The following is a 26,124-nucleotide window of genomic DNA, read 5'->3' as shown; positions in this document are numbered from 1 at the left end:
TTCGGATCATTTAATAGTTGTTAAATCACTTTTGCTTCTGAATGAAGTAAGTTTACTAATTCTTTCACTTGGTCTTTTAGTTCGCCCTGCAAAATGCGGCCGGCGGATTTTTGCGGAGGCAAGAATACTTCCACTGTCTCGATTTTTGTTTCCACATCATCTTCATCAATGTCCAAATCGTCCAATTCCAACTCTTCAAGCGGTTTTTTCTTCGCTTTCATGATACCAGGCAAAGAAGGATATCTTGGTTCATTCAACCCTTGTTGTGCCGTCACTAATAGAGGAAGGCTCGTTTCAATGATTTCGGAATCCCCTTCAACGTCACGGACGATTTTCACGTTTTCTCCGTCAATTTCCAATTTTGTAATCGTTGTCACGTAATTGATGCCAAGCAAATCCGCAACTCTCGGACCTGTTTGACCGGAACCGCCATCAATTGCCACATTTCCGGCCAAAATCAAGTCAGGCTCTTTATCTTTTAAATATTCTGCGAGAATATAAGCCGCACCGCTATGGTCCAGCTCTTCCACATCATCCTCCGTGTTGATTAAAACCGCTTCATCCGCTCCCATCGCAAGGGCTGTACGCAGTTGTTTTTCCGCTTCCTCATTGCCGATGGAAATCACAGTCACTTTTCCGCCGTGCTGATCTCTCACTTGAATCGCTTCTTCAATGGCATATTCATCATATGGGTTGATAATGAATTCAGCACCATCTTCCTGGATTTTTCCATCCTGAATTACGATTTTTTCTTCTGTATCGAAAGTGCGTTTCATTAATACGAAAATATTCATGTATAAAACCTCCTAATAAGTCGATTATTTTCCACTGAATGTTGGTTGGCGTTTTTCAATGAATGCTTGAATGCCTTCTTTTGCGTCTTCTGATTGGAAGACAACCCCGAATTGTTCCGCCTCCGCTTTGAGGCCGTCATCAAAAGAGGCTCTATTGAACTGCAATGCATGAATGGCGGATTTCAATGATACCGGGCTCTTTTTGGCAATCTTTTTCGCCAATTCCAAAGCTTTCGGCAACAGCTCTTCCTGCGGTACCGCTTTGTTGGCAAGTCCCCATTGTACAGCTTCCACTCCTGAAATCGGCTCTCCGGTAAAAATCATTTCCGCCGCTTTTGCAGCTCCAACATAACGCGGCAGTCTTTGAGTTCCGCCAAATCCAGGAATAATGCCAAGGTTCAGTTCAGGAAGACCCAACTTCGCATCTTCGGCAACATAGCGGATATGGCAGCTCATCGCAAGTTCCAGTCCGCCGCCTAAAGCAGCCCCATGAATTGCCGCAATCACCGGTTTCGGGAAAGATTCTAGGCGATTGAACACCCCTTGTCCATTTTCGGCAAGTTTTACTGCCTGGTCAGGGGAAGATAACTCTGTAAATTCTTTAATATCAGCTCCCGCCGAGAAGAAACGCCCTTCGCCATGAAGCAAAACGGCGCGTACATCGTCATTTTGCTCAATTTCATTCAACAATTCGTCCAATTCACGAATCAATTGTTGTGCAAGCGCATTTGCGGGTGGGCGATTAATCGTTACAATCGCTACTCCGTCTTCTGCTTTCCAGCTTAGAAATTCCATGGTGACACTCCTTTATTTATTTTTTATTCCATTCAACAACAAATGCTTAACTTTTGATGCATTATCCAAGAGGTTGTATCTAAATTCATTCATCACCCAGGATGTGATGGTTTCATCAATGGTACCGAATACCATTTGCCTTGCCACCCTCACATCCATCGCCGGATTGAACTCGCCATTCATCATGCCTTCTATCAATATATTATCGAGAAGGTTCAAATATTCTTTTAAAATGGCATTAATTTTTAATCTTAGTTCCTTATTCGACTGGCGCAATTCCAATTGGGTGACTGTGGCAAGATGATGATCATTGGCAAGGACGTTGAAATGGTTATCTATCATTTTTGACAGTTTTTCAGTAGCGCTGGATTCCGTTTTTATGATGTCTTTCAAATTATCAATAAAAACGCTCATTTTCTCTTTAAACAGAGAAATCAAAATATCCTCTTTATTTTTGAAATACAGGTAAATAGTCCCGTCTGCGACACCTGCTTGTTTCGCAATTTTCGAAATTTGCGTTTGATGGTAACCATTTTCGGCAATTGCAATAACCGCAGCATCAATGATTTGCATATATTTCGGTTTATCTCGGTTCATGAAGTTCACCACCAAAAAAATACGAAAATATGAATGATTATTCATTCATATTTTCATATTATAATTTCATGAACTTTCTGTCAATAAAAATTAATTTGCCTGAAGCTCTTTTGCCTGTTGTTTTTTCTTCTCCTCTTCAACCAATGTCCGTCTTAAAATCTTGCCCACCGCAGTTTTCGGCAGGGAATCCCTGAATTCATAAATGCGCGGCACTTTATAGGCGGCTAAGTTTTGACGGCAATGTTTATTTAATTCATCTTTCGACACCGTTTTTCCTTCTTTTAATACAATATATGCTTTCACCGTTTCTCCCCTGTACGGATCCGGCACCCCTACAACAACACATTCCTGAACAGCTTCATGTTCATATAATACTTCTTCCACTTCCCGTGGATAAATGTTATATCCGCCCGCAATAATGATGTCTTTTTTGCGGTCCACTACATAGAAGAAACCTTCTTCATCCATATAGCCCAAATCCCCCGTCAAGAACCAACCGTCTGCGAAAGACTTTGCGGTTTCTTCCGGACGTTTCCAATAGCCTTTCATGACTTGCGGACCCCGAATTGCGATTTCCCCTATTTCCCCCGGCGGCAAAATTTTGTTTTCTTCCGGGTTCATGATCACCGCATCCGTGTCCGGCCAAGGTACGCCGATGGATCCAACCACCCGTTTATCCCAAATAAAGTTTGCATGGGTCACCGGTGATGTTTCTGTCAAACCGTATCCTTCGACAAGTTTTCCGCCCGTCACTTCTTCAAACTTTTCCTGCACTTCCACAGGTAGAGGAGCAGAACCGCTGATACATGCGTTAATGGAAGATAAGTCGTATTTTTTCAGATCCGGATGGTTTAACAGCCCGATATACATCGTCGGAGCTCCCGGGAATAGGGTAGGTTTTTGCTTATCAATGGTTTTTAATACTTGCTCGACATCAAATTTCGGAAGCAGGACCATCTTGTTTCCTTTCATGATGGTCAAAATCAGCACCGTCGTCATACCATAAACATGGAAAAACGGAAGCAATCCCAGTACCGTTTCTTTCCCTTCTTCACATTTGTATAGCCATGCGTCACACATCATTGCATTGGCAATCAAGTTTTTATGGGTCAACATAACCCCTTTTGGCACGCCGGTCGTTCCACCGGTATATTGAAGAAGCGCCAAATCCTCCTCAAAATCGAAAGGCACATCGATCGGAGCCGGTTCTTCAATTCGCATGATTTCAGTAAATAAGTGCGTATGTCCTTGATGCTCCACTTTGACGCTGAACCCATATTGTTTCTTTTGAATGAACGGATAGACAAGATTTTTCGGAAAAGGTAGGTAATCCTTGATACCGGTAATGATAACGTTTTCAATTTTGGTCTGATTTTTCACTTTCATGATTCTCGGATATAAAATATCCAATGCCAAAATCACTTTCGCTTCCGAATCCTGCATCTGATATTCCAATTCCCTTTCCGTATAAAGCGGATTCGTTTGAACAACAATTCCCCCTGCATATAAGACGCCATAATAGCCAATCACCGCTTGCGGACAGTTCGGCAACATAATTGCCACCCGGTCTCCCTTTTCAACCCCTATCGAACGCAGGTAGTTGGCGAATTTTAGTGCCGATTCATACAGTTCCTGATAATCCAATTCCCTTCCCATAAAATGGATTGCAACTTTTTTTGGATTTTTTTCGTAGGCCCGCGTCAGAAATGTTTGAACGGGAATTTCTTCATACTCCAATGTATGTGGTATATCAGCAGGATAATGTTTAAGCCACACTTTGTCAGACATCGACACATCCCCCTTCATGGAAAAGTGAAAATTTTCTTACAATTGTTATACTTATTATAATGGAAAAAGATTCTTCTTTCAAACTATTTTTTTGAGATTATAAACTTTTTCTCATTTATTCTACTATTTTCTTTTTCATTCAATAATTTTAATAACATTTTCTATGTTGAATATTGTCGAAAAATAAACCGTTTTATTATTCTTATATAATAAATACATGCATAAAAACAGCAAAAAAATAGTAGAAACGCAGAACAGCGTTTCTACCAGAATTAGAAATTTAATAACAATCATTATAAAGAAATTAAATAATAAATTCCTATGATGACAAAAATGACGGCTACGGCAATGAGTATTTTTGCTAGTTTTTCCATTGGAACCTCCCTAAATGATGCTGGCGCCGATGACAAAGGAAAGACCAAGCGAAATGGTGAACGAAATCAATCCGACAGACCGGTTATCTTCTTCAATTTCCTTGTCCACATTGAATTGGGGGGTCAAAAATTCAAATAGAAAATAGGCGATGATCAACAGAACAAACCCATATAACCCCCAACCGATCATTTCAAAAAATGTGTTATGTCTCTCAATCGAATATCGGAAAATATTGCATACCCCCAGAATTTTTCCTCCGGTTGCAAGGGCGACTGCAATATTTCCCTTCTTGATTTCTTCCCAGTTTTTATATTTCGTCACTACTTCAAACAACACCATAGCGACCACCAAACATAATACGACAACACTGAAATAACCGGCCGTTTCAATTAAAGGATGCCGCCAAAAATTTGAACCCACATTCACCATCCCCCTTATTTTAATTCAACGATTGTGACTCCCAAGCCACCTTCGCCAGCTTCTCCATATCGGAATGAACGCACCCGTTTATGTTTTTTCAAATATTCGTGTATCCCTTGGCGCAGAGCCCCTGTCCCTTTTCCATGAATGATTGTGACACGGCTGTAGTTGGAGAGAAGGGCATCATCGAGATATTTTTCCGTTTTCAAGATGGCATCTTCCAACCGCTCTCCGCGCAAGTCCAATTCCAATTTAACATGATTGCTCCGATTTTTCACTGTCGTCAGCGTCACCATTTGTTTTTCTTTCTCCGGCTTCACATATTCCAAATCCGATTCGTCGATTTTCATTTTTAACATGCCGATCTGCACCACCCACTCATGATCGGATGCCTTTTCGAGCAGCGTCCCTTTTTGGCCGAAACTCAACACTTTTACTTCATCGCCGGGCTGCAAGTTCTGAGCCCGTTCACGGATTCTTGCCTGTTTTTTCAATATTGGATTATCTTCCGGCAGAGCCTCTTCCAACCGTTTTTTCGCTTCGATGAGCTCATGCTCTTTGATGGCATGGCTCGCATTTTGCTGCATTTCCCGCAATTCTTTGATGACTTTCTCCGCTTCTTTTTTGGCATCCTCTATGATTTTCCGCGCTTCCGCTTTCGCTTTTTCTTCCAGGCTTTCTTTCTTTTCATTCCATTCATTCAGCTTTTCTTCCAACTCTTTATGCAATACTTCCGCTTCTTCCAATATTTCATGCGCTTCCTCTGCTTCCTGTTCCGCGCGACGTCTGCTTTCTTCCAATGAAGCGATCATCGACTCCACTTCGCGGCGGTCGGTGCCTGTAAAAGACTTGGCCTGATTAATGATGGAATCCTTTAAGCCGAGCCGTTTCGAAATTTCAAAAGCGTTGGAACGTCCAGGGACGCCAATCAATAACCGATACGTAGGGCTGAGCGTCTCTACATCAAATTCGACACTTGCATTCATAACTCCTTTTCGGTTGTAGGCATAAGCTTTCAATTCCGGATAGTGGGTTGTTGCCATGACACGGGCGCCACGCCCCACCACTTCATCCAGGATGGAGATGGCAAGGGCTGCCCCTTCTTGCGGATCGGTTCCTGCACCCAATTCATCAAATAAGATTAACGAATGTTCATCAAAGTGATTTAAAATTTCCACAATGTTCACCATATGGGATGAAAACGTGGAAAGGGATTGTTCAATGGATTGTTCATCCCCAATATCCGCAAACACTTGACGGAATACGGAAAGTTCAGAACCATCGACGGCCGGTATCGGTAATCCCGCCTGCGCCATCAGCGTGCACAGTCCAACCGTTTTCAGAGTGACAGTTTTCCCGCCGGTGTTTGGTCCGGTAATCACAATGGCCGTGACATCCCGTCCAAATTCAATTGTATTTGGCACTGCCTTTTCAATCGGGATCAAAGGATGTCTCGCTTGTATCAAACGTATATATCCTTCATTATTCACAACCGGTTTCGCGCATTTGTTTTTTGTGCCGTATTTTGCCTTTGCCAAAATGGCATCGATGTCCCCCAATATTTTGACAAGTTCAAACAGTTCATTCACCACTTCTTGGACTTTTGCCGTGAGCGCGAGCAGGATTTTTTCGATTTCCGCTTTTTCCCGAACCTTTAATCGCTGTATTTCATTATTGATTTGCACGACGGATTCCGGCTCGATAAACAATGTCTGGCCGGAAGAAGACTGATCATGGACAATGCCGCCATAGTGGCTTCGATATTCCTGTTTCACCGGGATGACATAACGGTCATTTCGGATCGTTACAATGGTATCGGAAAGCATTTTCGCGGCACCCGGTCCCCTCACCAGGCTATCCAGTTTTTGGCGCACTTTGGCTTCTTCGGAGCGCAGTTGCTGGCGGATGGATCTCAACTCCGCGCTGGCAGAATCCAGCACCGCCCCGTTTTCATCGATGCAATCGTCAATTTCATGCTGCAATGCGGTCAAAACCGGCATTTGATTTTTCCGTTCGATGAAATGGGGGATCTGGATATCCCCATCATTTTCGATATCTTCAATAAAATTCCTCAAAATGCGGCTTGCCCGTATGGTGCTTGAGATTTCCATCAATTCCATCGCGCTGAGCATTGCGCCGATTTGAGCGCGTTTTAAATGGGGACGGATATCAAAAATGCCCCCCATCGGCACATGCCCTTTCACCCGCAAAACAGCAAGCCCTTCATCCATTTCTTCCAAAAGCTCCGCCACTTTTTCATAGTCCGTTTGCGGCACCAATTGCTCAATTTGCCTTCTGCCAAGGGAAGAGGTGCAAAATTCAGCCACTTGGGCACGCACTTTATCAAATTCAAGGGTTTTTAATGCTCGTTCAGCAATCATTCTGAACACTCCTGTCTGTCAACATACTGATTACTTATTTCTCCGAATAAACGCTTTAAACTCCTGGATGCTCCATGTATTGACAACAAGCTCTTTTTTCAACCAGGCCTTTTGGGCATATTTCGTGCCGATCTCCATATACTCCAATTGCTCAATGGCATGGGCATCGGTATTGATCGCAATCGGCACTCCAAGTTCCATTGCGAGTTTCAAATGCTCCACGCAAAGATCGAGACGGTACGGGCTGGCATTCAATTCCAGGATTTTCCCGTATTCCTTCGCCCAATAAATCAATTGTTGCACATCGGGACGATAACCTTCCCGCTCGCCAATGATTCTTCCCGTTGGATGCGCAATCATGTGGACATATGGATGTTTTATGGCATTGAATAAACGTTCCATAATTTTTTCTTGCGGCTGGGAAAAACTTGTATGGATGGAGGCGATGACAAAATCCAATTCTTTTAATACATCGTCATCATAATCCAGGGTGCCATCCGGCAAAATATCCATTTCTGTACCGGCAAACAATGTAAACCCCGGATGCGCTTCATTAAACGCATCAATTTCAGCCCGCTGTTTCTTCAGTCTTTCCGGCGTGAGCCCGTTTGCCACTTTCAAATATTGGGAATGGTCAGTAATGACGCCAAACTGATACCCTTTTTGGATCAGCGCCTCACCCATTTCAAAAACGGAATTGGCTCCATCGGAGAAAGTGGTATGCATGTGCAAATCCCCTTTAATATCTTCTATTGTCACCAATTCCTCCAGTTCCTTTAACCGATCCAATTCATGTCCTGTTTCGCGGACAGTTGGCGGTATATAAGGAAGACCAAAATGGGCAAAAAATTCTTCTTCCGACCGGAAAGTGACCACTTGTCCATCGGGCTGTTCCACTCCATATTCGCTGATTTTCTTTCCCTGTTCTTTCGCAAGTTGCCGCATGCGTACATTATGATCTTTCGAACCGGTAAAATGATGAAGGGTCGTTATATATTCATCCTTTGCCACTAAACGGAAATCTACACTCACAAGCTCGTCCAAATCAATCACGACGGATACTTTTGTATCCCCGCTGCCAACGATTTCTTTGACGGCCAATCGGTTTAACAGCTGTTCCCTCACCTTTTCCGGTTGTTCCGTCGCAATGACAAAGTCCAAATCTTTGCTCGTTTCATTTACACGACGGAAACTTCCCGCAACAGAGAACCGTTCAACTTCTTCGATTGCGGAAAGAAGCTGTTCGATTTCTTTCACGACGGTTTCAAGATACCAAATCGGAAGCCTTTCTTTCCTTTCCCCGAATTGTTCAAGCTCTTTCAGGATTTTCTCTTCCGTTTTCGGGCCAAACCCCGGCAAATTGCGCACTTTATTTAATTCACACGCTTCTTTTAATGATTCCGCGCTATCCACGCCAAGTTCCTGGTACAATTTGGCCAGTTTCTTTCCGCCAAGTCCAGGAATCTTCAAAAGCGGGATCAACCCTTTTGGCACTTGTTGTTCCAGCTCTTTTAATGTTTGGGATTCCCCCGTTTGGATCAGTTCATCGATGACTGTCCCCGTGCCTTTTCCAATCCCTTTGATTTTTGTAAAGTCGTCAATTTCATCGAGGCTTCTTTCATCCAGTTCCAAAGCATTCGCCGCTTTGCGGAAAGCGGAAACTTTAAAAGGGTTTTCCCCTTGCAATTCAAGATACAATGCGATTTTTTCCAACGTTCGGATAATCGTTTTTTTATTCAACGGTGTCCCACCTTTTTCTTTAGTAAACCGCAAAAAAGTATCTCCATTGTGGAAGATGGAAGATACTTTTGACAATCATATGGATGATTATTGATTTTCTAAATAACTATACCATAGTTTCTGGAACAATTGGGTGACGATTGGTGTATGCTCGAGCATGATATTGGCGATGATGGAGCTCCCCATGTATTTTTGTACTGAATCAATCGGCAATAAAGCAAATACATACAATAAAATGAACAGAATGAAATAAAACTCCACAAAGCAAAGCAACGCGCCCAGGATCCGGTTAAACGACTTTAATACCGGCAAAAAGGCCAAAAAATCAAATATTGAAGCGACAATTTGCATGGCAAGTCTTACAACAAAGAAAATCACGGCAAAAGCGATAATGCGATAAAAGGTTTTATCCACATCCAATGCATCGAGCACCAATGTCAAGGATGAACCGGGTTCGATTCCCGGATATGGAATCCATAATACAAATTTTTCCGCCAGCGGTTTATAGTAAATATAAGCGACAATTAAAGCGACAAAAAAGCCGACCAGGTTAATGGCTTGCATGATAAAACCGCGCTTTATTCCAATCAACAAACTAATCGCAAAAATAATGAGCAATATGATGTCCAACATGCAGTTCAACCCTTCAATTTTTTCAATTCTTCTTCTAATCTTTCAACTTCTTCTTTTAACTTTAATAATTCATGAACCGTATTGACAGCGGTTAATACGGCCAATTGAGTCGTATTCAGGGATGGATTATGTAATTTTATTTCTTGCATTTTATCGTCCACAATGGAAGCGACCAACCGCAGATGACCGATTGATTCAGGGCCAACCAATTTATATGTAGAGCCATAGATTTTGACTTCAATTTTATTTTTTTCCGGTATATTTTTTTCTTGCTCAGCCAATTCGACACCCCCAGATTTGCATTTCGATGAATCATTCTTTGCATTGGAGCACTTTTATATATAAATATAAATTTTTTCGGATTCAATAAATAAATCATAACATCTTTATTCCGTCACATACAACATGGAGTTGTAAGGGTTTATCAGATTGAAGAAATTTTGATAAAATCTATATAAATTTTTCCAGAGAAAGGATACTTTTATGGCCAATATCGTTTTGCAATTGACAACGGAACAATGTAAAGAAGTAAAAGCTTATTATCTCAAATACCAAATTGAGCGGAATGCCCCCGGTGTTGCCTTTGCCGCAAAACTTCCCGATGCGGCGATCACTGTTTACAACTCCGGAAAAGTGATGTTTCAAGGGGCCGGTGCAGAACGGGAAGCAAGCCGGTTTGGGGACATGACGGAAAGCAATGGTGTCCAAGATTCAAACCGCATCAAAGGCGATCAGCTCCCGGAAAACTTTTCCCGGATGTCTGTGATCGGTTCCGATGAAACCGGAACGGGCGATTATTTCGGCCCGATGACAGTTGCCAGCGTCTATGTGCCCAAAGAAAAAATTGAACTGGTGAAAGAATTGGGCGTCAAAGATTCAAAACAACTCAATGATGATAAAATACGGGAAATTGCACCGGACCTTATCGAAAGCTGTGTCCATAGCCTGTTGATTTTGCGCAACGACAAGTATAACGAGCTGCAAAGCCGCGGGTTCAGCCAGGGAAAAATGAAAGCCCTGTTGCACAATCAAGCAATCAAGCATGTGCTTCAAAAAATTTCCCCGGAAAAGCCCGAATATATCTTAATCGATCAATTTGCGGAACGGGAAACATATTACGGCTATATCCAAAACGAAAAAGAAATTGTCCGGGAAAATGTCCTTTTTTCAACCAAAGCGGAACAGCTTCATGTAGCGGTGGCCGCCGCTTCCATCATCGCAAGATACGGATTTTTGCTGGAAATGGATCGGTTGTCTTCCATGGTGGGACTACCCCTTCAAAAAGGAGCCGGCCACCTGGTGGACGAAATGGCCGCAAAAATTTTGTTGGAGCATGGTGAAAACACCCTCCGTTCCATCGCAAAATGGCATTTTTCCAATACCGAAAAGGCGAAAAGGATTTATGAAAAGATGCGCAAAGGATAATCGCATCAAATGAGAAAATGGCCGAGCCAAGAGGCGGCCATTTTCTTTGTCTTCTATGTATATGCCAAATCGGATGGTATATTTAATGCTTCAAGATTTTTAATATGTGATCCATCACAACCAGGTTATTGACAACGACCACCTGCAATTTCTTTCTTGTTCTGCTGATGTTTTGGTAAAGCATTTTCGCCGGATGATAATACGGTTTCCTGCACTCCACTTTCGCCGCCAGTCTGTTATTCGGCTTATAGTAAAAAGTTTCATCAATCACTGCCGCGACTTGATCGAACTCTTGCCCAATCACATCCGCGGTGGTCACCGCCATTGGATGGTTTCTGGATGGATCTATGTATCTGGAAGGAGTGAAATCGATCACTTTCCATCCGGCTTCCTGCAAAAAATTCAAGTAGCTTTTCGTAGCCTGGACGGAGGAAAAATATTGGATGCTCACATTGGAATATTGCTGCATCGGCACCTGTGATGACAAATCAAACAATTTTTTGATGAATGAATGGATTTCTTTATTGTATCGGACCACTTCCGTCAATTCGTATTTCACCGGTTTCAATGTCGTTTCAATGAGTTTCGGTATTTTATTTTTCATTTCAAAAGCCGTCAACACTTGGCTCGGATCATAAGAAAAAATGCATTTTGTTTTCGACTTTTCAAGGAGTCGGATAAATTCCTGCAACTTCTTAAGATACAGCCGCTGTGCCTCATCAAAAATGATCAAGTCATATTTGGATAAATTGCTTTCATCATGGATGACATCATGGAACTTGCTGATGGGGACGATCGGCCACCGATATTCATGGATCAACTTGATATGCCCGCCATTCAATCGGCCGCAGTTGAAAATAATGACATTTTTTGATTGTCTTATATACTCTTTCGCAATGTCATAGGTGAGCAATGATTTTCCGGTTCCGGGACCACCTTGGAGGGCAAAGACTTTGGATTGATCGACCAGCTTCGATGTTATGATTTCCCTTTTATATGTACTTTGCTGGGCACTTAAAAAATATTTATCTTCCATAAATGCTTCCGTTGCATTAAAGGGGGATACCAAGTAATTCGATGGATCAAACAAATCATCCAAATTTTCGATGACGCGAAGCTGTTGCCGTTGCAATTTTTCAATTAAAGTATGTATTTCGATTTCATCCACCTGATTATGTTCATTCAACTGATATAATCGGTTTGTCGAAGAAATGTAGGTAAAATTGTAAACGTCCACATCCAAAAAATTTAAATAATGCCGGTTTTGAACCAGCTGCTTCGTAACTTTCCCGATATCCCCCTCCCGTTTCAACTCGATATTGATGACGCAATCTTTCCCGATTCTTAATAAATCAAATTCTTTCCCGATTTGCTTAATCATATAGCCGACATAATAACCATTGTAAATTTCAACCGTTTCGTGCCCTTTTCTTAATGATTCCACAAACGCATGCAAATCAAGAAATTCGCTCGTCCTTAATCTTGGGTTGATGCCAAACTGTTCCAAATACTGGATAAAGTTTGTTTCATCCAAATCCTCTTTCGCATTCAGCAGCGAAAATAAATTGATCGGCTTCACTTAAAATATCTCCTTTGAACTAGAATAACCTTTATATGCAAACCACTTTAAACTGAATTATAGTCAATTCCCATTTATTAAGCAAAGCGTGTTGCAGAAAAAAACAGGCTGGGACAAAACCCTCCTCTAAAATGGAAACAGCCCATGAAATGTTGGAATGAAATTTCATGGGCTATTACTATTTTTTTAATAAAAATAAGGACATCTTCTGATAAAATTTAAGTATCTACCCCAAAAAATTTTATCAAAGGAAGTGTCCTTATGTTCAAATATTATAACATGAATCAATTAGTTTTGCCTCTAGATTTAGAAATAAAATTACAAGAAAATGATATTGCCTTCCACATTCACCATTTAGTTGAAAGTATCCCCGATGAAGCCTTTCAGCCGTTTCTTCGAAATACAGGTTGTCCTGCTTATCATCCACGCATGATGCTAAAAATTATTTTGTGTGCTTATTCCCAATCAGTCTTTTCAGGTCGGAAAATTGAAGCCCTTTTAAAGGACAGTATTCGGATGATGTGGTTGGCACAAGGCTATGAACCAAGTTATCGGACGATCAATCGTTTTCGTGTGCATCCGGAAGTAAAAGAATTAATTCGTCAATGTTTTGTCCAATTCCGTTGCCAACTGGTGGAAGAAAAATTAATTGATCAAGAAGCAATTTTCATTGACGGTACAAAGATTGAAGCGAATGCCAATAAATTTACTTTCGTATGGAAGAAATCCATTGAAAAATACAACCAAAGCTTAATTGAAAAATCCAATCAGCTCTACAACGAACTGTTAGAGAAGGAAATCATCCCTGAAATGGAGCGGGAAAATGAGGGAGAACTGTCCGTTGAAGAACTCGCTCAAATGGTGCAACAAGTCGATGAAGTGATTACGGAATATGACCAAAAGATAGAAGCATCGCCCGATGCCACAGAACGAAAAGCATTAAGAAGCGAACGGAAATATCCGAAGCGAGTGTACAAACAGTTGATTGACTTGATTTTACGTAAACAAAAGTATCAAAAAGACTTCGAAATCTTGGGTGAACGGAATAGTTATTCCAAAACAGACTTAGATGCGACGTTCATGCGAATGAAAGACGACTATATGAAAAACGGTCAATTGAAGGCTGGATACAACGTACAAATCGCAACAGAAGGTCAATACGCACTAGCTTATAGCATCTTTCCAAATCCTACTGATACACGTACATTAATTCCGTTCTTGAATAAGATAGAAAAGGATTATTTTCCGTTGCCAAAGTATATTGTCGCAGATGCTGGTTATGGTAGTGAACAAAACTATGAAGACATCCTTTCGAATCGAAAATGTGAGGCACTCATTCCATATACCATGTATGAGAAAGAACAAAAGAAGAAATATAAACAAAATCCATTTCATCCAGACAATTGGATGTACGACGAAGAAAGTGATACCTACATTTGTCCAAATCAGCAGCGAGTAACCTTCCGTTATCGTTCTGTACGTACAGATAAGACTGGTTTCAAACGAGAATTGAAAATCTATGAATGTGAAAACTGTTCAGGATGTCCATTTCGTTCATCATGCACAAAAGCAAAGGAAGGCAATCACCGAAAGGTCATGGTGAATGAAAAATGGGAACAACAAAAAGAATATGTAAGAGCGAAGCTTTCAGAAGAAAAAGCTGGTTCTATTTTCCGTCAACGTAAAATAGACGTAGAACCAGTTTTTGGATTCTTGAAGGCTAATTTGCGTTTCACTCGATTTTCCGTTCGAGGAAAATCGAAAGTGGAAAATGAAATGGGCATTGCCTTAATGGCCGTGAATTTACGGAAATACACGGCCAACAAAGATCAACTGACCAAAAATAATGGAGAGAAATGGAAAAAGGAGAATTTGAGTTGGCTCAAATTCTCCTTTTTCCTATTTTGAAGCTAGTTTTGTCCCAGCCTCTCAGCTTGTAGACAAAGTCCCTAACTAGTGGCCAAATCTACAGGCTTTTTTTGTATAATAGGGATAGAATTCTTGGTTAACGGGGGAAATTTAGGATGTTATCGAAGCGTACTGACAATAATCGAAATCAATTGGAAATGGTGGCTCTTGATCAATTGGTTCCAGAAGATCATTTGGTAAGGAAGATTGAACAAGCCATAGACTTTGATTTTATTTACGATCTTGTCAAAGATACCTATTGCCTAGATAACGGAAGGCCTAGTATTGATCCTGTTGTGCTCATTAAAATGGTCTTTGTGCAGTATTTATTTGGTATTCGATCCATGCGTCAAACGATCAAAGAAATTGAAACCAACGTGGCGTATCGATGGTTCTTAGGATATGGTTTCACAGAGAAAATTCCTCATTTTTCAACGTTCGGCAAGAATTATGTTCGTCGTTTTCAAGGTACTGATTTATTTGAACAGATTTTTTATCGTATTTTAAAAGAAGCGATGAATAAAGGATTAGTGGATGCATCTGTTGCCTTTATTGATTCAACACATGTCAAAGCGAGCGCCAATAAAAAGAAGTTCGATAAGAAAATTGTCCGGGCAGAAACAAAAAGCTATCAAGCGCAATTAGAGTTAGAGATTAACCAAGACCGTGAAAACCATGGAAAAAAGCCCTTTCCCCCGAAAGAGAATGAAGAAACCAAGGAAATAAAGGTCAGTACAACCGATCCTGATAGTGGCTATTACGTAAAAGATGAACGGGAAAAGATGTTTGCCTATTCTTTTCATACCGCCTGTGATGCAAAAGGCTTTGTCTTAGCTACCAAGGTAACGGGAGCGAATATTCATGATAGTCAGGTGTTTGGTCAATTACTCGAACAAGTCATCGAAAAAGTAGGCAAACCAACTGCAGTAGCCGTAGATGCCGGATACAAAACCCCAGCGAATGCGAAAAGTCTGTTGGACAAAGAGATTCGTCCCGTTATGCCATATACAAGACCAAGAACAAAAGACGGTTTCTTTAAAAAGTATGAGTATGTATACGATGAACATTATGATTGTTATATCTGCCCAAACAACCAAATTCTTGAATACCGAACCACGACAAGAGAAGGTTATCGACAGTACGCTTCTAATCCGGAAATATGTAAAACGTGCCCGTTCTTAGAAAAGTGTACCCAAAGTAAAGATCACACGAAATTTATTCATCGCTACATTTGGGAGCACTATGTGGAAGAAGTCGACCACTTAAGACATACAGAAATCAATAGAAATATATATGATAAGCGCAAAGAAACGATTGAACGGGTCTTTGCCGATGGAAAAGAGAAGCATGGCATGCGATGGACAACTCTACGAGGATTGGAAAAATTGTCCATGCAGGCGATGCTTACTTTCGCTGCCATGAACTTAAAGAAAATGGCAAACTGGACATGGAAAAGACCATGTCCAGCCTAAATAAGAGAAGAATCTTAGAAAATGATGAGCAAAAAAAAGACAAACCCCAACTCAAATGAAACATTTGAGTTGGGGTTTGTCGACAGTCTGAGCGCACATTCCTTTAAGAAATGTGCGCTTCTTGCTTCATCATTATTTTTGAATGAACATTTGTGTCCAATAATGGCCGTCTTTCACATATCCCACACCGATATGCGTATAGTTTTTGTTCAAGATGTTTGCGCGGTGTCCCGGTGAGTTCATCCAAGCTTTCACCACTTGTTCCGGCGTGCTTTGGCCCATGGCAATATTTTCACCGGCGGATTTATATTGGATTCCATAGTTTGTCATCATGGTAAATGGCGAACCGTATGTTGGGCTTGTATGGTCGAAATATTTTTTATCATGCATGTCTTGGGATTTATGCTTCGCCACTCTCGCCAATTCCCAATCGGATTTTAATGCAGGCAATCCTGCTTTGGCACGTTCCACATTGACCAATCTTACCACTTCTTCCTCATAAGCTTGGCCTTCCTTCTCCGGCACATTGATTTTTTGTCCCGGATAAATCAAATTCGGATTTTCCAATTGCGGATTCGCATTAATCAATTCTTGTACACCTGTTTGTGTTTTTACTGCAATTTTCCAAAGAGAATCTCCTGATGCGACTGTATATGTTCCGGCAGCGAAAGCCGTTACCGGCAATAATAATCCAATGGATAAAATGAGGGCGCCTGCGCCTTTTTTCAATTTCGTTTTCATCATTTCCATCCTTCCTTTCTTCTTTTGTGCAAATTCATCATAAAAGGTATTTCCGATGAATTCATCACAAAATTTCTGGAAGGATTATTACAGTTTTATTACTTTGAAATATTAATCTTTGAACCCGTTGATAGAGCTGGCTTTTACTCTTTAAGTCTCGTAAAATATTTGAAATATATTCGAAATAGGAATAAATTACTATCGATAATTTAGTTATTTGGAATCAAAATGGTATTCCATGAACGCATTCACCCAGGATGATTCTTCCTTTTTCTGTTGATGGTTGATGAAAGAATATTCTTCATCGTCCATTTCCTGAATATTTCTTCTCAAATAATAATAGGTTGAGATTTGCACAGATTTTGGCAACTTTTCGATCGAATGAATTAACTCCAGTAATTGACCATTCATCATTGACAATGTACTGCCTCCCAAATTCGCATATTTTCCAACTGACTTAGTAAATTTATATTGACTTGATACATAAGTTATTCCTTTTTTAATCTAAATTTCTCTATAAAAGATATTTATAACCGTTCATTAGGAATGTTAATAGAAACGCTTCCAACAGCATTGGCCATTCCGGAAAGAAGCATCAAAAGAAAAAAATTCCGGAAAAACCTTTCCGGTATCGGCTGCTGCTGCTTTTTTCTTGATTCAATGTTTCAAAGGCCGGATCAATGAAAATTGTATGACTCCTTCATTTTTCGCTTACCTTTGGTTTTTCCCTTTCATCATTCATGGACGAAGAAAAATTGTCACCACACCGCTTTCCATTCTCGATGCATAACATCGCCAAAAATACTCATAATGAACATGGAAAGGAGAGACTTGCAACATGGATCATCGAAAGGATTTGGAGAATGACAAGCGCCACTTTGAATTTGTACGTGGCAAGCAATCCGTAGGCAACCATTCAACCAGTCTTGAAGAATTTGGAATGGAAGAAGAGTTTCATCTCCCAAAAAAGAAAGAACACCCGTCCATTCGCGAAAGGCATGATCAATTTTTTGAAAAGGAATAAGTTATATGTGAAACAACCTCCTGTTATGAATACTTGCATCCAAAAAGAGCGAAAACCGCTCTTTTTTTGTGTTATTGGCAATAAAAAAAGCCGCCCAGATCATCTGGACAGCCCTTATCGCACCTTATTATTTGACAATTTTACTGATGGCTTTAAATTCGTCGCCTTTCGCAATTTGTTGCATTTCAAATAACGCCATTTCCACGCTGGAAAGTTTTGCGCCGCATTGTTTCATTTTCTCAAGGCCAATTTGCGAATTTATAGCTGTGCGGGAAGACACGCAATCCGCCAACACTTCGACTTCATAACCGTTTTGAAGCAGATGGGCAGCCGTCTGATATACACAAATATGGGCTTCAATTCCCGCAATCAATACCTTTTTGCGGCCTGTCGCTTCCAATGCTTTTACAAACTCCGGCGTGTCGTAAGCGCTGAAGGTGATTTTTTCAATCGGCTTTTCATCGGTCAAAAATTGGGAAATTTCTTCAACGGTCGGTCCTAAACCTTTGGGATATTGTTCAAGCCATAAGATGGGCAACCCCAACACTTTCGCCCCTTGCACCATTCTGGCGATATTGTCGATCACAAATTCGCTCTTGTCCACAATGCGTGCCAGCTTCCCTTGAATGTCAATCAATACGAGCACTGTGTCTTCTTTTGTCAACAACTTCCTCATCCCCTTTTTTCATTTTCATCATTAATAATTCTACAAAATGGTGAAAAATCCTTGATTTTTGATTTTTTTTTTAAAACCGTGCTTCCTTTTTGGGATACGTTATAATATTTGTAGCTTTAAAACTTTCTTGAAGAAATGGATGATGAATGTGATTCGTTTAAGTTGGCTTATCAGTTTGGCCATTTCCTTTTTCGGCTTTCTAATTGTCAATCAACTGTTTGAAGTGCAGCCAAAAGGGGCATCCGGCAATCTGGGATTCATCGGCTTTATTTTCCTGTTTCCTTTTGTATTGTTGAGCTTGTTCGCCACTTTCCGCTATTTTTTAACCGCTGCCCGCAATGCCAAAAATAGCGTCAAGTGGTTGGGCATTATCAGCGGGATTCTGCTCACCGGATTTTTCCTATACTTTTTTCTCGACATCAAAAATTCCATCCATGGTTCGATTTGGAAACTGGATCAAGAAACAAGCAGGCTTTACTTCGACATCTACACCTTTGGATTGATCCATACGATCAGCGGTGTATTGGGCGCGTTGTACGGCATCATAAAACCGGCGGCGTTGGAACATGCCCGGGAAACCGGTCAAACCCCTCCTGAATAATTCATTCTATTTCTTTTTTAACAGCTCGAGCATTTTTCTTTTATACGCCTCCACCCCCGGCTGATCAAAGGGATTCACTTCAATCAGCTTCGCGCTCATGGCACATGCTTTCATAAAGAAATACATCAAATATCCCAAGTGATAAGCATCCAGTTTCTCCATCTCCAGTTGTATGACGGGCACCCCGCCTTCTGCATGGGCAAGGGCTGTGCCTTGTTTTGAGGTGGCATTGATTTCGTTGAAAGAACGGCCTGCCAAATAATTTAAACCTTCCTCATTTCTCGGATCATAAGGAATGATGTAATCGCCTTCAATTTGATTGAAATGAAGGAGTGTTTCAAACAAAATCGGGCTTCCTTCCTGAATGAATTGCCCAATTGCATGCAAATCCGTGGAGTAGGTCACACAAGCGGGGAACAATCCCTTTTTTTCTTTCCCTTCGCTTTCCCCAAACAGCTGCATCCACCATTCATGGAATTTCTTTAATGACGGTTCGAAGGAGGCGAGCAGTTCCACGCAATACCCTTCGTTGTACAACTTATTTCTTATGACGGCGTATTGGTATGCGTGATTTTGGGTCAGATCGGCATTTTTCAATTCCAATGCGGCATTTTTGGCTCCATCCATAAACGATCGGATATCGATGCCCGCCACGGCAATCGGCAAAAGTCCGACAGGCGTAAATACGGAATACCTGCCCCCGATATCCGGAGGGACGGCAAATCTTTTATATCCCTCTTCGTCCGCTATGGCTTTCAATATGCCTTTTTCCGGATCCGTTGTCACAATAATCCGTTCCGCCGCTTCTTCCCCATACCGTTTTTCCATGTACAGTCTTAACACGCGGAAGGCTAAAGTCGTCTCCATTGTGCTTCCGGATTTTGAAATGACATTGATATAGATTTCTTTGCCTTCCAAGTAATGAATTAATTGCTGCAAATAAGAACCGCTCATATGATGGCCGACATAAATGACTTCCGTTCCTTTTTCCAAAACGCCAAAGTAGGGGGTTAATGCTTCCTGAACCGCACGGGCGCCTAAAAAAGAGCCTCCAATCCCGATGACGACGAACACATCCGCCTCCATGCAAATTTCATCTTTCAGCTTTTCAATTGAATTGAAGAGTTCTTCATGATCCATCAAAGGATAATTGATCCATCCCGTCATATCATTGGAAGTTTCCAGTTCATCATGGATTTTTTCCACACGCTCTTTATATGAAGCTATATCCATATCATCGAATATACAATTCAATAAATTTGTATGCACTGAATAAGTATTCAATGGAATTGCCTCATTTCTCCTTCAAATTTGATAAGGAACTAGCCAATCATTGAAAACAATTTCATGCACCGTCTGTTTCATCATACTGTTAAAGAAAACCATTTATTCATTTGAAGCTGCATGTACGGAAAGCTCTTGCGCCTTTTTGATTATGAACCGTCCCACTTCCTCCCTCAAATCTTCCCGCTGGAGCGCAAAATCGATGGTTGTTTCGATAAAACCCAGCGGATTGCCGACATCATAGCGTTTTCCTTCAAATCGGTACGCAAACACCCGTTGAATCGTATTCAATTCTTCAATTGCATCCGTTAATTGAATTTCCCCGCCAATTCCCGCTTTCTTTTGTTCCAAGAATCGGAAAATTTCAGGGGTCAAAATGTAACGGCCGATAATCGCGTAATTGGAAGGCGCTTGTTCTTTCGCCGGTTTTTCAACAAATTTTTTGACTTGCATCAAAGGGGAATCGGTCGAAACGGGATCGATGACACCGTACCGGTGAATTTCACTCTCGGGCACTTCCATCACCGCAATGACGCTGGAAAAGGTTTTCTCATATTGATCGATCAATTGCTTCAAACAAGGAACTTCGCTTTGGACAATATCATCGCCGAGCAATACAGCGAAAGGTTCATCTCCAATAAATTTACGTGCACACCAAACCGCATGTCCCAGACCCAGGGGTTGTTTTTGGCGGATATAGTGAATATCGATGTCTGATGTGACACGCACTTTTTCCAACAGATCGAATTTCTTCTTTTCTATTAAATTCGCTTCCAATTCAAATGCATGGTCAAAATGGTCTTCGATCGCCCGTTTTCCTTTACCGGTAACGATCATAATATCTTCAATGCCCGAAGCGATGGCTTCTTCCACGATATATTGAATGGTCGGTTTATCGACAATCGGCAACATCTCTTTCGGCATGGCTTTCGTTACAGGCAAAAAACGGGTTCCTAATCCCGCTGCCGGAATGATTGCTTTTCGTATCTTTTTCAAGCCCTCTCACTCCTTATACCTTTGGTTAACAAAATTATACAATAATTTACCAGTTCCCTCATAGCACAGGCAAACGGCCCATAAAAGAAAAAAGGCTGGAATCAGCTCCAGCCTTTGAATGTCACTTTGTTACAATTTGTGTAAGTTTTATCGGATTGTCGCACCGGCTTCTTCCAAAGCTTTCCACACTTTTTCATGGGCATTTGCCACTTCTTCATCCGTAAGGGTTCTTTCCGGATTGAAGTATGTCAATGTGAAGGCGACGGATTTTTTGCCTGCCTCGATATTCTCTCCTTCATATACATCAAATACTTTTACCGCTTTTAACAACTTCGTGCCCGCTTTGCGGATAATCGATTCAAGTTCTCCGGCGGAAACCGCTCTGTCCACTTCCACAGCAATGTCACGCGTCACCATCGGGAAGCGTGGAACCGGTTCGTATTCAACGCCTTTCGCTTCAGCACGCAATAAAGCATGTAAATTCAACTCTGCTACATACGTTTCTTTTAAATCCCATGCTTTTCGTTCTGCCGGATGAAGGCCGCCGATAATTCCTACCCGTTCACCGTCCAGTAAAATGTTTGCCGTTTGACCTGGATGAAGTCCTTCCATCGTTCCTTTTTCATAGGTAATGCGTTCTGTTAAACCTAATTTTTCGATTAATCCTTCCACAATGCCTTTTGCCACAAAGAAATCAACATTGCGTTTATCTCCGAGCCATGCATCATCCACCCATTTGCCGGTGATGACAAAGGCCGCATGCTCCTCTTCAAATGGCAAACCTTCCTCTGTTTTGCCAAGGAATACAGAGCCGATTTCATATAAACATGCGGAATCCGCTTGGCGTGCCATGTTGTAGCTTGCCGCCTGCAACAAATGAGGAATCAAGCTTTGGCGCAATGTTGTGCGGTCTTCGCTCATCGGCATCAACAATTTGGTCGTTTCTTCTTTTTTCAACGCAAACTTTTGGGACCATTCTTCAGAAGTCAAGGAATATGTGACCGCTTGATAGAGGCCGGCACCCTCCAAGAAATTGCGGACAATACGGCGCTTTTCTTGATAAGGGGTCAAACCGCCCACTTGTGTTTTCCCTTCAGGCAATGTCATTGGAATTTCATCATAACCATAGAGTCTTGCAATTTCTTCAATAATATCCTCTTCAATTTTGATGTCTTGTCGGCGAGTCGGCACATCAATGACCAATAAACCCCGTTTCGCTTCCACATCGAACTTTAATCGTTCCAAGATGGAAATCATATCTTCCAGCGAAATTTTCATGCCCAATTTTGTATTAATGTCATCCGGTGAAATGACAATGCGCGCTGGCGTTTTATCGAGTTCATCCACAAGCACGGTTCCTTCCAGCACTTCTCCGCCAGCCAATGCGCAAATCAGTTGTGCTGCCCGTTCTTGGGCTTCCAAAACCCGGTTCGGATCGACGCCTTTTTCAAAACGCACGGATGAGTCGGAACGCAATCCCAGATCTTTGGATGTGCGGCGAACGGATAAACCGTCAAAATAAGCCGCTTCAAGAACAACCGTTGTCGTGCTTTCCGTCACTTCTGAGTTGGCTCCTCCCATCACTCCTGCAACGGCAACCGGTTCTTTTCCATTTGTAATGACCAAATGGTGGCTTTGAAGTGTACGTTCCTGATCGTCCAAAGTGACAATTTTTTCACCTTCATTTGCCAAACGGACGACGATTTCCCCTGTTCCTAATGAATCGTAGTCAAACGCGTGAAGGGGTTGGCCATATTCGAGCAATACGTAGTTTGTAATATCGACAACGTTATTGTGGGGACGAACGCCCGCAGCCATTAAATAGTGCTGCAACCATAATGGCGATTCCGCCACTTTGACATTTTTTATGACTTTTGCAGCATATAATGGGTTTTCTTTCGTCGCATCCACCCGCACTTTAATATAATCTTCCGCTTTTTCCTTTGCAGTTGCATATTGGATTTCGGGCAATTTCACATCTTGTGACAAAATGGCCCCCACTTCATAGGCGACTCCAAGCATGGAAAGGGCATCGGAACGGTTTGGTGTCAAGTCAAGCTCCAGCACCGTATCTCTTAAGCCGATGATTTCCAATGCATCCGCGCCGGGCACAGCATCTTCCGGCAAAACGTAAATACCGTCAGCGTAGGCTTTTGGCACCACACGGCCTTCAACGCCCAGCTCTTGCAAGGAGCAAATCATTCCGTTCGATTCTTGGCCGCGCATTTTCGCTTTTTTAATTTTGATGCCTCCAGGAAGTTTGGCGCCAGGCAACGCCACGATGACTTTTTGTCCTGCCGCCACGTTTGGCGCGCCGCAAATGATCTGTCTTACATCCGTTCCGACATCCACTTGGCAAACGCTCAATTTGTCGGCATCCGGATGTTTTTCTTTTGAAAGGACATGACCAACCACAATATTCGTCATGCCTTGCGAACGGTCGATGACGGAATCGACTTCAATTCCGGCACGCGTGATTTTTTCCGCCAATTCTTCCGGAGTTAACCCTTGTATATCGACATATTCTTGCAACCATTTTAATGAAACTAACATATTGTTACCCCCTTACCCTTCTGTACGTCGGAATTGTGATAAGAATCGGATGTCATCGATATAGAAGTTTCGGATATCTTCCACACCGTACTTCAGCATTGCAATACGCTCTACACCAATTCCAAAGGCAAAACCGGAGAATTTTTTCGGATCATAACCGCCCATTTCAAGCACGTTTGGATGAACCATGCCGGCACCCAAAATTTCGATCCATCCTGTATGTTTACATACATTGCATCCATTTCCTCCGCAGCGGAAGCAGGAAATATCCATTTCAACGGATGGTTCAGTGAATGGGAAGAAACTTGGACGCAAGCGGATTTCCCGATCCTCGCCAAACATTTTTTTCGCCAGTTTATCCAGCGTACCTTTCAAATCGCTCATGCGGATATTTTCGCCGACCACAAGCCCTTCAATTTGCATAAATTGGTGGGAGTGAGTGGCATCATCCGTGTCACGGCGATACACTTTTCCAGGACAGATAATGCGGAACGGTTTTCCCTGTTTCGCAAGCATTGTTCTTGCTTGCACAGGAGAAGTATGGGTGCGGAGCAACGTTTCCTCCGTAATATAGAACGTATCCTGCATATCGCGGGCAGGGTGACCCTTTGGCAAGTTCAACGCTTCGAAGTTGAAATAGTCCGTTTCCACTTCCGGACCTTCCGCCACTTCATAGCCCATGGAAATGAATAAATCTTCCAATTCTTCAACGACACGTGTCAAAGGATGTCTGTTTCCAACCCGAACTTTGCGTCCAGGTAGCGTTACATCCACTGATTCCTTTTCCAACTGCTCTTGAATTTGTTGTTCTTCCAAAACTTTTGCCCGCTGTTCCAATTCTTGCGTAACCTTTTCACGCACCGTATTGGCAAGCGCCCCGATTTTCGGACGCTCTTCCGGGGAAAGTTTCCCCATACCTTTCAACACTTCCGTGATGGAGCCTTTTTTTCCTAAGAACTTTACGCGAATATCATTCAATTCTTTCAGGTTCGTACAAGCAGCAATTTGTTCAATGGCTTCTTGCTCGATTTGTTTGAGTTGCTGTTCCATCATGTAACCTCCTTAAAATTTTTGATTCATCCCAAAATGACGGATTTTTATATGACCTTTATTTAAGAACTTGATGCCGTGTTTTGTAAAAGAATTGACGTTTGCCCAAATAAAAAAACCCCGCCCCAATCAAGGGACGAGGAACATTCGCGGTACCACCCTAGTTATTGCAAAAATGCAATCACTTCATTGACATAACGGCATTGGCCGGCAATCCTTTACAGAGAAAATTCTCTGGTCCCGGATGCTGCTTGCGGGGTGAACTTCAATATTCCGCTGCATGCATAAGCTCTCAGTCTGGACTTATGCTCCCTGATATGCAGCTGGTGAATATTTACTCTTCCCGCTCCAAACGCATTTGACCATATTTGATTCATGTGGAAAAATCTTAGTTTATTCTACGATAAATCGGCAGTTCTTTCAAGTAGTTCCATTGTCTCTCTATAATTCGTCCATTACAACAGCCTATCAAATAACGTTCACTTTTTCTCCGACTGGAAACAGAAATACACGTCCATTGTTATTCCATGAATTTATACAACAATATACCGGTTGCAACAGCCACGTTCAATGATTCCGCTTGTCCAAAAATCGGAATTACCACATTTTGATCCGTTTTCTCCAACAGCGCCTGATGAACACCGCTGCCTTCATTTCCCACTAACAAGGCAAAACTTTCCGTTTTATCCAGCTTTCTGTAATCAACCGCATTTTCAAGAGCCGTACCGAAAACCGGAATATGGCGCTCTTTTAATTTTTCTATCCATTCCGCCAAATTTCCCCTTATGACAGGCAGATGGAAATGGGAGCCTTGGGCTGAACGCAAAGTTTTTGGATTGTATAAGTCGGCACACCCTTTTCCTAAAATGACCGCATCAATTCCACAAGCATCCGCAGTGCGGATCATGGTGCCGATATTGCCTGGATCTTGCACGCTGTCAACGAGCAGCAATTTGCTCCATTTTGCCTGTTCAGATCCGGAAATCTCCCGCTGCTTACAATGGGCGAAAATCCCTTGGGAAGTTTCCGTTTCGGCAATCTCCTTCGCAACGGAATCCGTCACTTCCACAAGGTAGACATCGTCCAATGACCATTCCCGGGGAATTTCAACATCTTCCCGTTTAATGATGTGGATCACTTGGTCCTTGTTTTTTAAAGCCTCTTCCGTCAAATGAAAACCTTCCACTATATATTCTCCGGTTTTATCCCGTTCTTTTTTTGCGGAAACAAGTTTTTTCCAATGCTTCACTAATGCATTCTGCTTCGATTCAATCCGTTTCATCCAATAAAGA

The 26,124-nt window shown here is 41.9% G+C and carries 23 protein-coding genes and 1 other annotated feature; of the genes, 5 read left to right on the top strand and 18 right to left on the bottom strand.

Going from position 1 to position 26,124, the window contains the following annotated elements:
* Window positions 1-20 precede the first annotated feature (20 nt).
* From NSS77_RS12320 to zapA, 9 genes are all read right to left on the bottom strand, one after another.
* On the bottom strand, window positions 21-794 hold the full coding sequence (locus tag NSS77_RS12320; protein WP_342468999.1) for an electron transfer flavoprotein subunit beta/FixA family protein: 774 nt from the start codon (window positions 792-794) through the stop codon (window positions 21-23).
* Between the two features lie 24 nt (window positions 795-818).
* Window positions 819-1,589 (bottom strand): enoyl-CoA hydratase, encoded by a 771-nt coding sequence (locus NSS77_RS12315; protein WP_342468998.1) that lies wholly within the window; start codon window positions 1,587-1,589, stop codon window positions 819-821.
* 12 nt (window positions 1,590-1,601) lie between these two features.
* Entirely contained in the window at window positions 1,602-2,186 is a 585-nt protein-coding gene (locus NSS77_RS12310; protein WP_342468997.1) for a TetR/AcrR family transcriptional regulator, read from the bottom strand.
* 90 nt (window positions 2,187-2,276) lie between these two features.
* Window positions 2,277-3,974, bottom strand: a complete 1,698-nt coding sequence (locus NSS77_RS12305) for a long-chain-fatty-acid--CoA ligase (protein ID WP_342468996.1) — start codon at window positions 3,972-3,974, stop codon at window positions 2,277-2,279.
* A 384-nt stretch (window positions 3,975-4,358) separates the two neighbouring features.
* Window positions 4,359-4,778, bottom strand: a complete 420-nt coding sequence (locus NSS77_RS12300) for a DUF350 domain-containing protein (RefSeq protein WP_342468995.1) — start codon at window positions 4,776-4,778, stop codon at window positions 4,359-4,361.
* A 5-nt stretch (window positions 4,779-4,783) separates the two neighbouring features.
* Window positions 4,784-7,150 (bottom strand): endonuclease MutS2, encoded by a 2,367-nt coding sequence (locus tag NSS77_RS12295; RefSeq protein WP_342468994.1) that lies wholly within the window; start codon window positions 7,148-7,150, stop codon window positions 4,784-4,786.
* Window positions 7,151-7,180: 30 nt separating this feature from the next.
* Entirely contained in the window at window positions 7,181-8,890 is a 1,710-nt protein-coding gene (gene polX / locus NSS77_RS12290) for a DNA polymerase/3'-5' exonuclease PolX (RefSeq protein ID WP_342468993.1), read from the bottom strand.
* An 87-nt stretch (window positions 8,891-8,977) separates the two neighbouring features.
* On the bottom strand, window positions 8,978-9,523 hold the full coding sequence (locus tag NSS77_RS12285; protein ID WP_342468992.1) for a CvpA family protein: 546 nt from the start codon (window positions 9,521-9,523) through the stop codon (window positions 8,978-8,980).
* Between the two features lie 5 nt (window positions 9,524-9,528).
* The gene (gene zapA / locus NSS77_RS12280; protein ID WP_342468991.1) at window positions 9,529-9,804 is read right to left on the bottom strand and encodes a cell division protein ZapA; all 276 of its coding nucleotides are present in this window, start codon (window positions 9,802-9,804) and stop codon (window positions 9,529-9,531) included.
* Window positions 9,805-10,006: 202 nt separating this feature from the next.
* On the opposite strand from zapA, the gene rnhC reads away from it, so the two are divergent.
* Window positions 10,007-10,948: a ribonuclease HIII gene (rnhC, locus tag NSS77_RS12275; RefSeq protein WP_342468990.1), complete on the top strand. Its 942-nt coding sequence runs from the start codon at window positions 10,007-10,009 to the stop codon at window positions 10,946-10,948.
* Window positions 10,949-11,030: 82 nt separating this feature from the next.
* On the opposite strand, the gene NSS77_RS12270 is transcribed toward rnhC, so the two are convergent.
* Window positions 11,031-12,527: a DNA/RNA helicase domain-containing protein gene (locus tag NSS77_RS12270; protein WP_342468989.1), complete on the bottom strand. Its 1,497-nt coding sequence runs from the start codon at window positions 12,525-12,527 to the stop codon at window positions 11,031-11,033.
* A 261-nt stretch (window positions 12,528-12,788) separates the two neighbouring features.
* Here NSS77_RS12270 and NSS77_RS12265 point away from each other — a divergent pair, with 261 nt between their 5' ends.
* Window positions 12,789-14,435 carry an IS1182 family transposase gene (locus NSS77_RS12265; RefSeq protein WP_342468967.1) on the top strand — a complete coding sequence of 549 codons (1,647 nt, stop codon included), beginning with the start codon at window positions 12,789-12,791 and terminating at the stop codon, window positions 14,433-14,435.
* 116 nt (window positions 14,436-14,551) lie between these two features.
* Window positions 14,552-15,907, top strand: coding sequence for an IS1182 family transposase (locus NSS77_RS12260; protein WP_342468988.1), 1,356 nt, complete (start codon window positions 14,552-14,554; stop codon window positions 15,905-15,907).
* A 132-nt stretch (window positions 15,908-16,039) separates the two neighbouring features.
* Here NSS77_RS12260 and safA read toward each other — a convergent pair whose 3' ends face one another.
* Both safA and NSS77_RS12250 read right to left on the bottom strand, forming a co-directional pair.
* Window positions 16,040-16,648 carry a SafA/ExsA family spore coat assembly protein gene (gene safA, locus NSS77_RS12255; RefSeq protein ID WP_342471274.1) on the bottom strand — a complete coding sequence of 203 codons (609 nt, stop codon included), beginning with the start codon at window positions 16,646-16,648 and terminating at the stop codon, window positions 16,040-16,042.
* Between the two features lie 213 nt (window positions 16,649-16,861).
* Complete coding sequence (locus NSS77_RS12250) at window positions 16,862-17,068, bottom strand: hypothetical protein (protein WP_342468987.1); 207 nt, start codon at window positions 17,066-17,068, stop codon at window positions 16,862-16,864.
* 418 nt (window positions 17,069-17,486) lie between these two features.
* Here NSS77_RS12250 and NSS77_RS12245 point away from each other — a divergent pair, with 418 nt between their 5' ends.
* Complete coding sequence (locus tag NSS77_RS12245; RefSeq protein ID WP_342468986.1) at window positions 17,487-17,672, top strand: hypothetical protein; 186 nt, start codon at window positions 17,487-17,489, stop codon at window positions 17,670-17,672.
* Window positions 17,673-17,799: 127 nt separating this feature from the next.
* On the opposite strand, the gene NSS77_RS12240 is transcribed toward NSS77_RS12245, so the two are convergent.
* A complete protein-coding gene (locus NSS77_RS12240) occupies window positions 17,800-18,348 on the bottom strand; it encodes a hydrolase (protein WP_342468985.1) in 549 nt (182 codons plus the stop codon).
* A 139-nt stretch (window positions 18,349-18,487) separates the two neighbouring features.
* Here NSS77_RS12240 and NSS77_RS12235 point away from each other — a divergent pair, with 139 nt between their 5' ends.
* Window positions 18,488-18,949 (top strand): hypothetical protein, encoded by a 462-nt coding sequence (locus tag NSS77_RS12235; protein ID WP_342468984.1) that lies wholly within the window; start codon window positions 18,488-18,490, stop codon window positions 18,947-18,949.
* Window positions 18,950-18,955: 6 nt separating this feature from the next.
* Here NSS77_RS12235 and NSS77_RS12230 read toward each other — a convergent pair whose 3' ends face one another.
* The 5 genes from NSS77_RS12230 to NSS77_RS12210 form a co-directional block, all read right to left on the bottom strand.
* Complete coding sequence (locus NSS77_RS12230) at window positions 18,956-20,233, bottom strand: glucose-6-phosphate isomerase (RefSeq protein WP_342468983.1); 1,278 nt, start codon at window positions 20,231-20,233, stop codon at window positions 18,956-18,958.
* Window positions 20,234-20,335: 102 nt separating this feature from the next.
* Window positions 20,336-21,229: a UTP--glucose-1-phosphate uridylyltransferase GalU gene (gene galU / locus NSS77_RS12225; RefSeq protein ID WP_342468982.1), complete on the bottom strand. Its 894-nt coding sequence runs from the start codon at window positions 21,227-21,229 to the stop codon at window positions 20,336-20,338.
* A gap of 147 nt (window positions 21,230-21,376) precedes the next feature.
* Window positions 21,377-23,782, bottom strand: a complete 2,406-nt coding sequence (pheT, locus tag NSS77_RS12220; RefSeq protein WP_342468981.1) for a phenylalanine--tRNA ligase subunit beta — start codon at window positions 23,780-23,782, stop codon at window positions 21,377-21,379.
* Between the two features lie 12 nt (window positions 23,783-23,794).
* On the bottom strand, window positions 23,795-24,832 hold the full coding sequence (gene pheS / locus NSS77_RS12215; RefSeq protein WP_342468980.1) for a phenylalanine--tRNA ligase subunit alpha: 1,038 nt from the start codon (window positions 24,830-24,832) through the stop codon (window positions 23,795-23,797).
* A 129-nt stretch (window positions 24,833-24,961) separates the two neighbouring features.
* Window positions 24,962-25,194 (bottom strand) — a binding site (T-box leader).
* Between the two features lie 158 nt (window positions 25,195-25,352).
* Complete coding sequence (locus NSS77_RS12210) at window positions 25,353-26,114, bottom strand: RNA methyltransferase (RefSeq protein WP_342468979.1); 762 nt, start codon at window positions 26,112-26,114, stop codon at window positions 25,353-25,355.
* Window positions 26,115-26,124 lie beyond the last annotated feature (10 nt).

Source organism: Ureibacillus sp. FSL K6-3587 (assembly GCF_038593165.1).
Taxonomy (GTDB): Bacteria; Bacillota; Bacilli; order Bacillales_A; family Planococcaceae; genus Ureibacillus; species Ureibacillus suwonensis.
Note: the sequence above shows the minus strand (reverse complement) of the source record. Positions and strands in the feature narration are given on the sequence as shown.

Bases quoted from the DNA above. Each gene is read 5' to 3' on its own strand.
- NSS77_RS12320 (WP_342468999.1), bottom strand. From the start codon at position 794: ATGAATATTTTCGTATTAATGAAACGCACTTTCGATACAGAAGAAAAA.
- NSS77_RS12315 (WP_342468998.1), bottom strand. From the start codon at position 1,589: ATGGAATTTCTAAGCTGGAAAGCAGAAGACGGAGTAGCGATTGTAACG.
- NSS77_RS12310 (WP_342468997.1), bottom strand. From the start codon at position 2,186: ATGAACCGAGATAAACCGAAATATATGCAAATCATTGATGCTGCGGTT.
- NSS77_RS12305 (WP_342468996.1), bottom strand. From the start codon at position 3,974: ATGTCTGACAAAGTGTGGCTTAAACATTATCCTGCTGATATACCACAT.
- NSS77_RS12300 (WP_342468995.1), bottom strand. From the start codon at position 4,778: ATGGTGAATGTGGGTTCAAATTTTTGGCGGCATCCTTTAATTGAAACG.
- NSS77_RS12295 (WP_342468994.1), bottom strand. From the start codon at position 7,150: ATGATTGCTGAACGAGCATTAAAAACCCTTGAATTTGATAAAGTGCGT.
- NSS77_RS12285 (WP_342468992.1), bottom strand. From the start codon at position 9,523: ATGTTGGACATCATATTGCTCATTATTTTTGCGATTAGTTTGTTGATT.
- rnhC (WP_342468990.1), top strand. From the start codon at position 10,007: ATGGCCAATATCGTTTTGCAATTGACAACGGAACAATGTAAAGAAGTA.
- NSS77_RS12265 (WP_342468967.1), top strand. From the start codon at position 12,789: ATGTTCAAATATTATAACATGAATCAATTAGTTTTGCCTCTAGATTTA.
- NSS77_RS12260 (WP_342468988.1), top strand. From the start codon at position 14,552: ATGTTATCGAAGCGTACTGACAATAATCGAAATCAATTGGAAATGGTG.
- safA (WP_342471274.1), bottom strand. From the start codon at position 16,648: ATGAAAACGAAATTGAAAAAAGGCGCAGGCGCCCTCATTTTATCCATT.
- NSS77_RS12245 (WP_342468986.1), top strand. From the start codon at position 17,487: ATGGATCATCGAAAGGATTTGGAGAATGACAAGCGCCACTTTGAATTT.
- NSS77_RS12240 (WP_342468985.1), bottom strand. From the start codon at position 18,348: ATGAGGAAGTTGTTGACAAAAGAAGACACAGTGCTCGTATTGATTGAC.
- NSS77_RS12235 (WP_342468984.1), top strand. From the start codon at position 18,488: ATGATGAATGTGATTCGTTTAAGTTGGCTTATCAGTTTGGCCATTTCC.
- pheT (WP_342468981.1), bottom strand. From the start codon at position 23,782: ATGTTAGTTTCATTAAAATGGTTGCAAGAATATGTCGATATACAAGGG.
- pheS (WP_342468980.1), bottom strand. From the start codon at position 24,832: ATGGAACAGCAACTCAAACAAATCGAGCAAGAAGCCATTGAACAAATT.
- NSS77_RS12210 (WP_342468979.1), bottom strand. From the start codon at position 26,114: ATGAAACGGATTGAATCGAAGCAGAATGCATTAGTGAAGCATTGGAAA.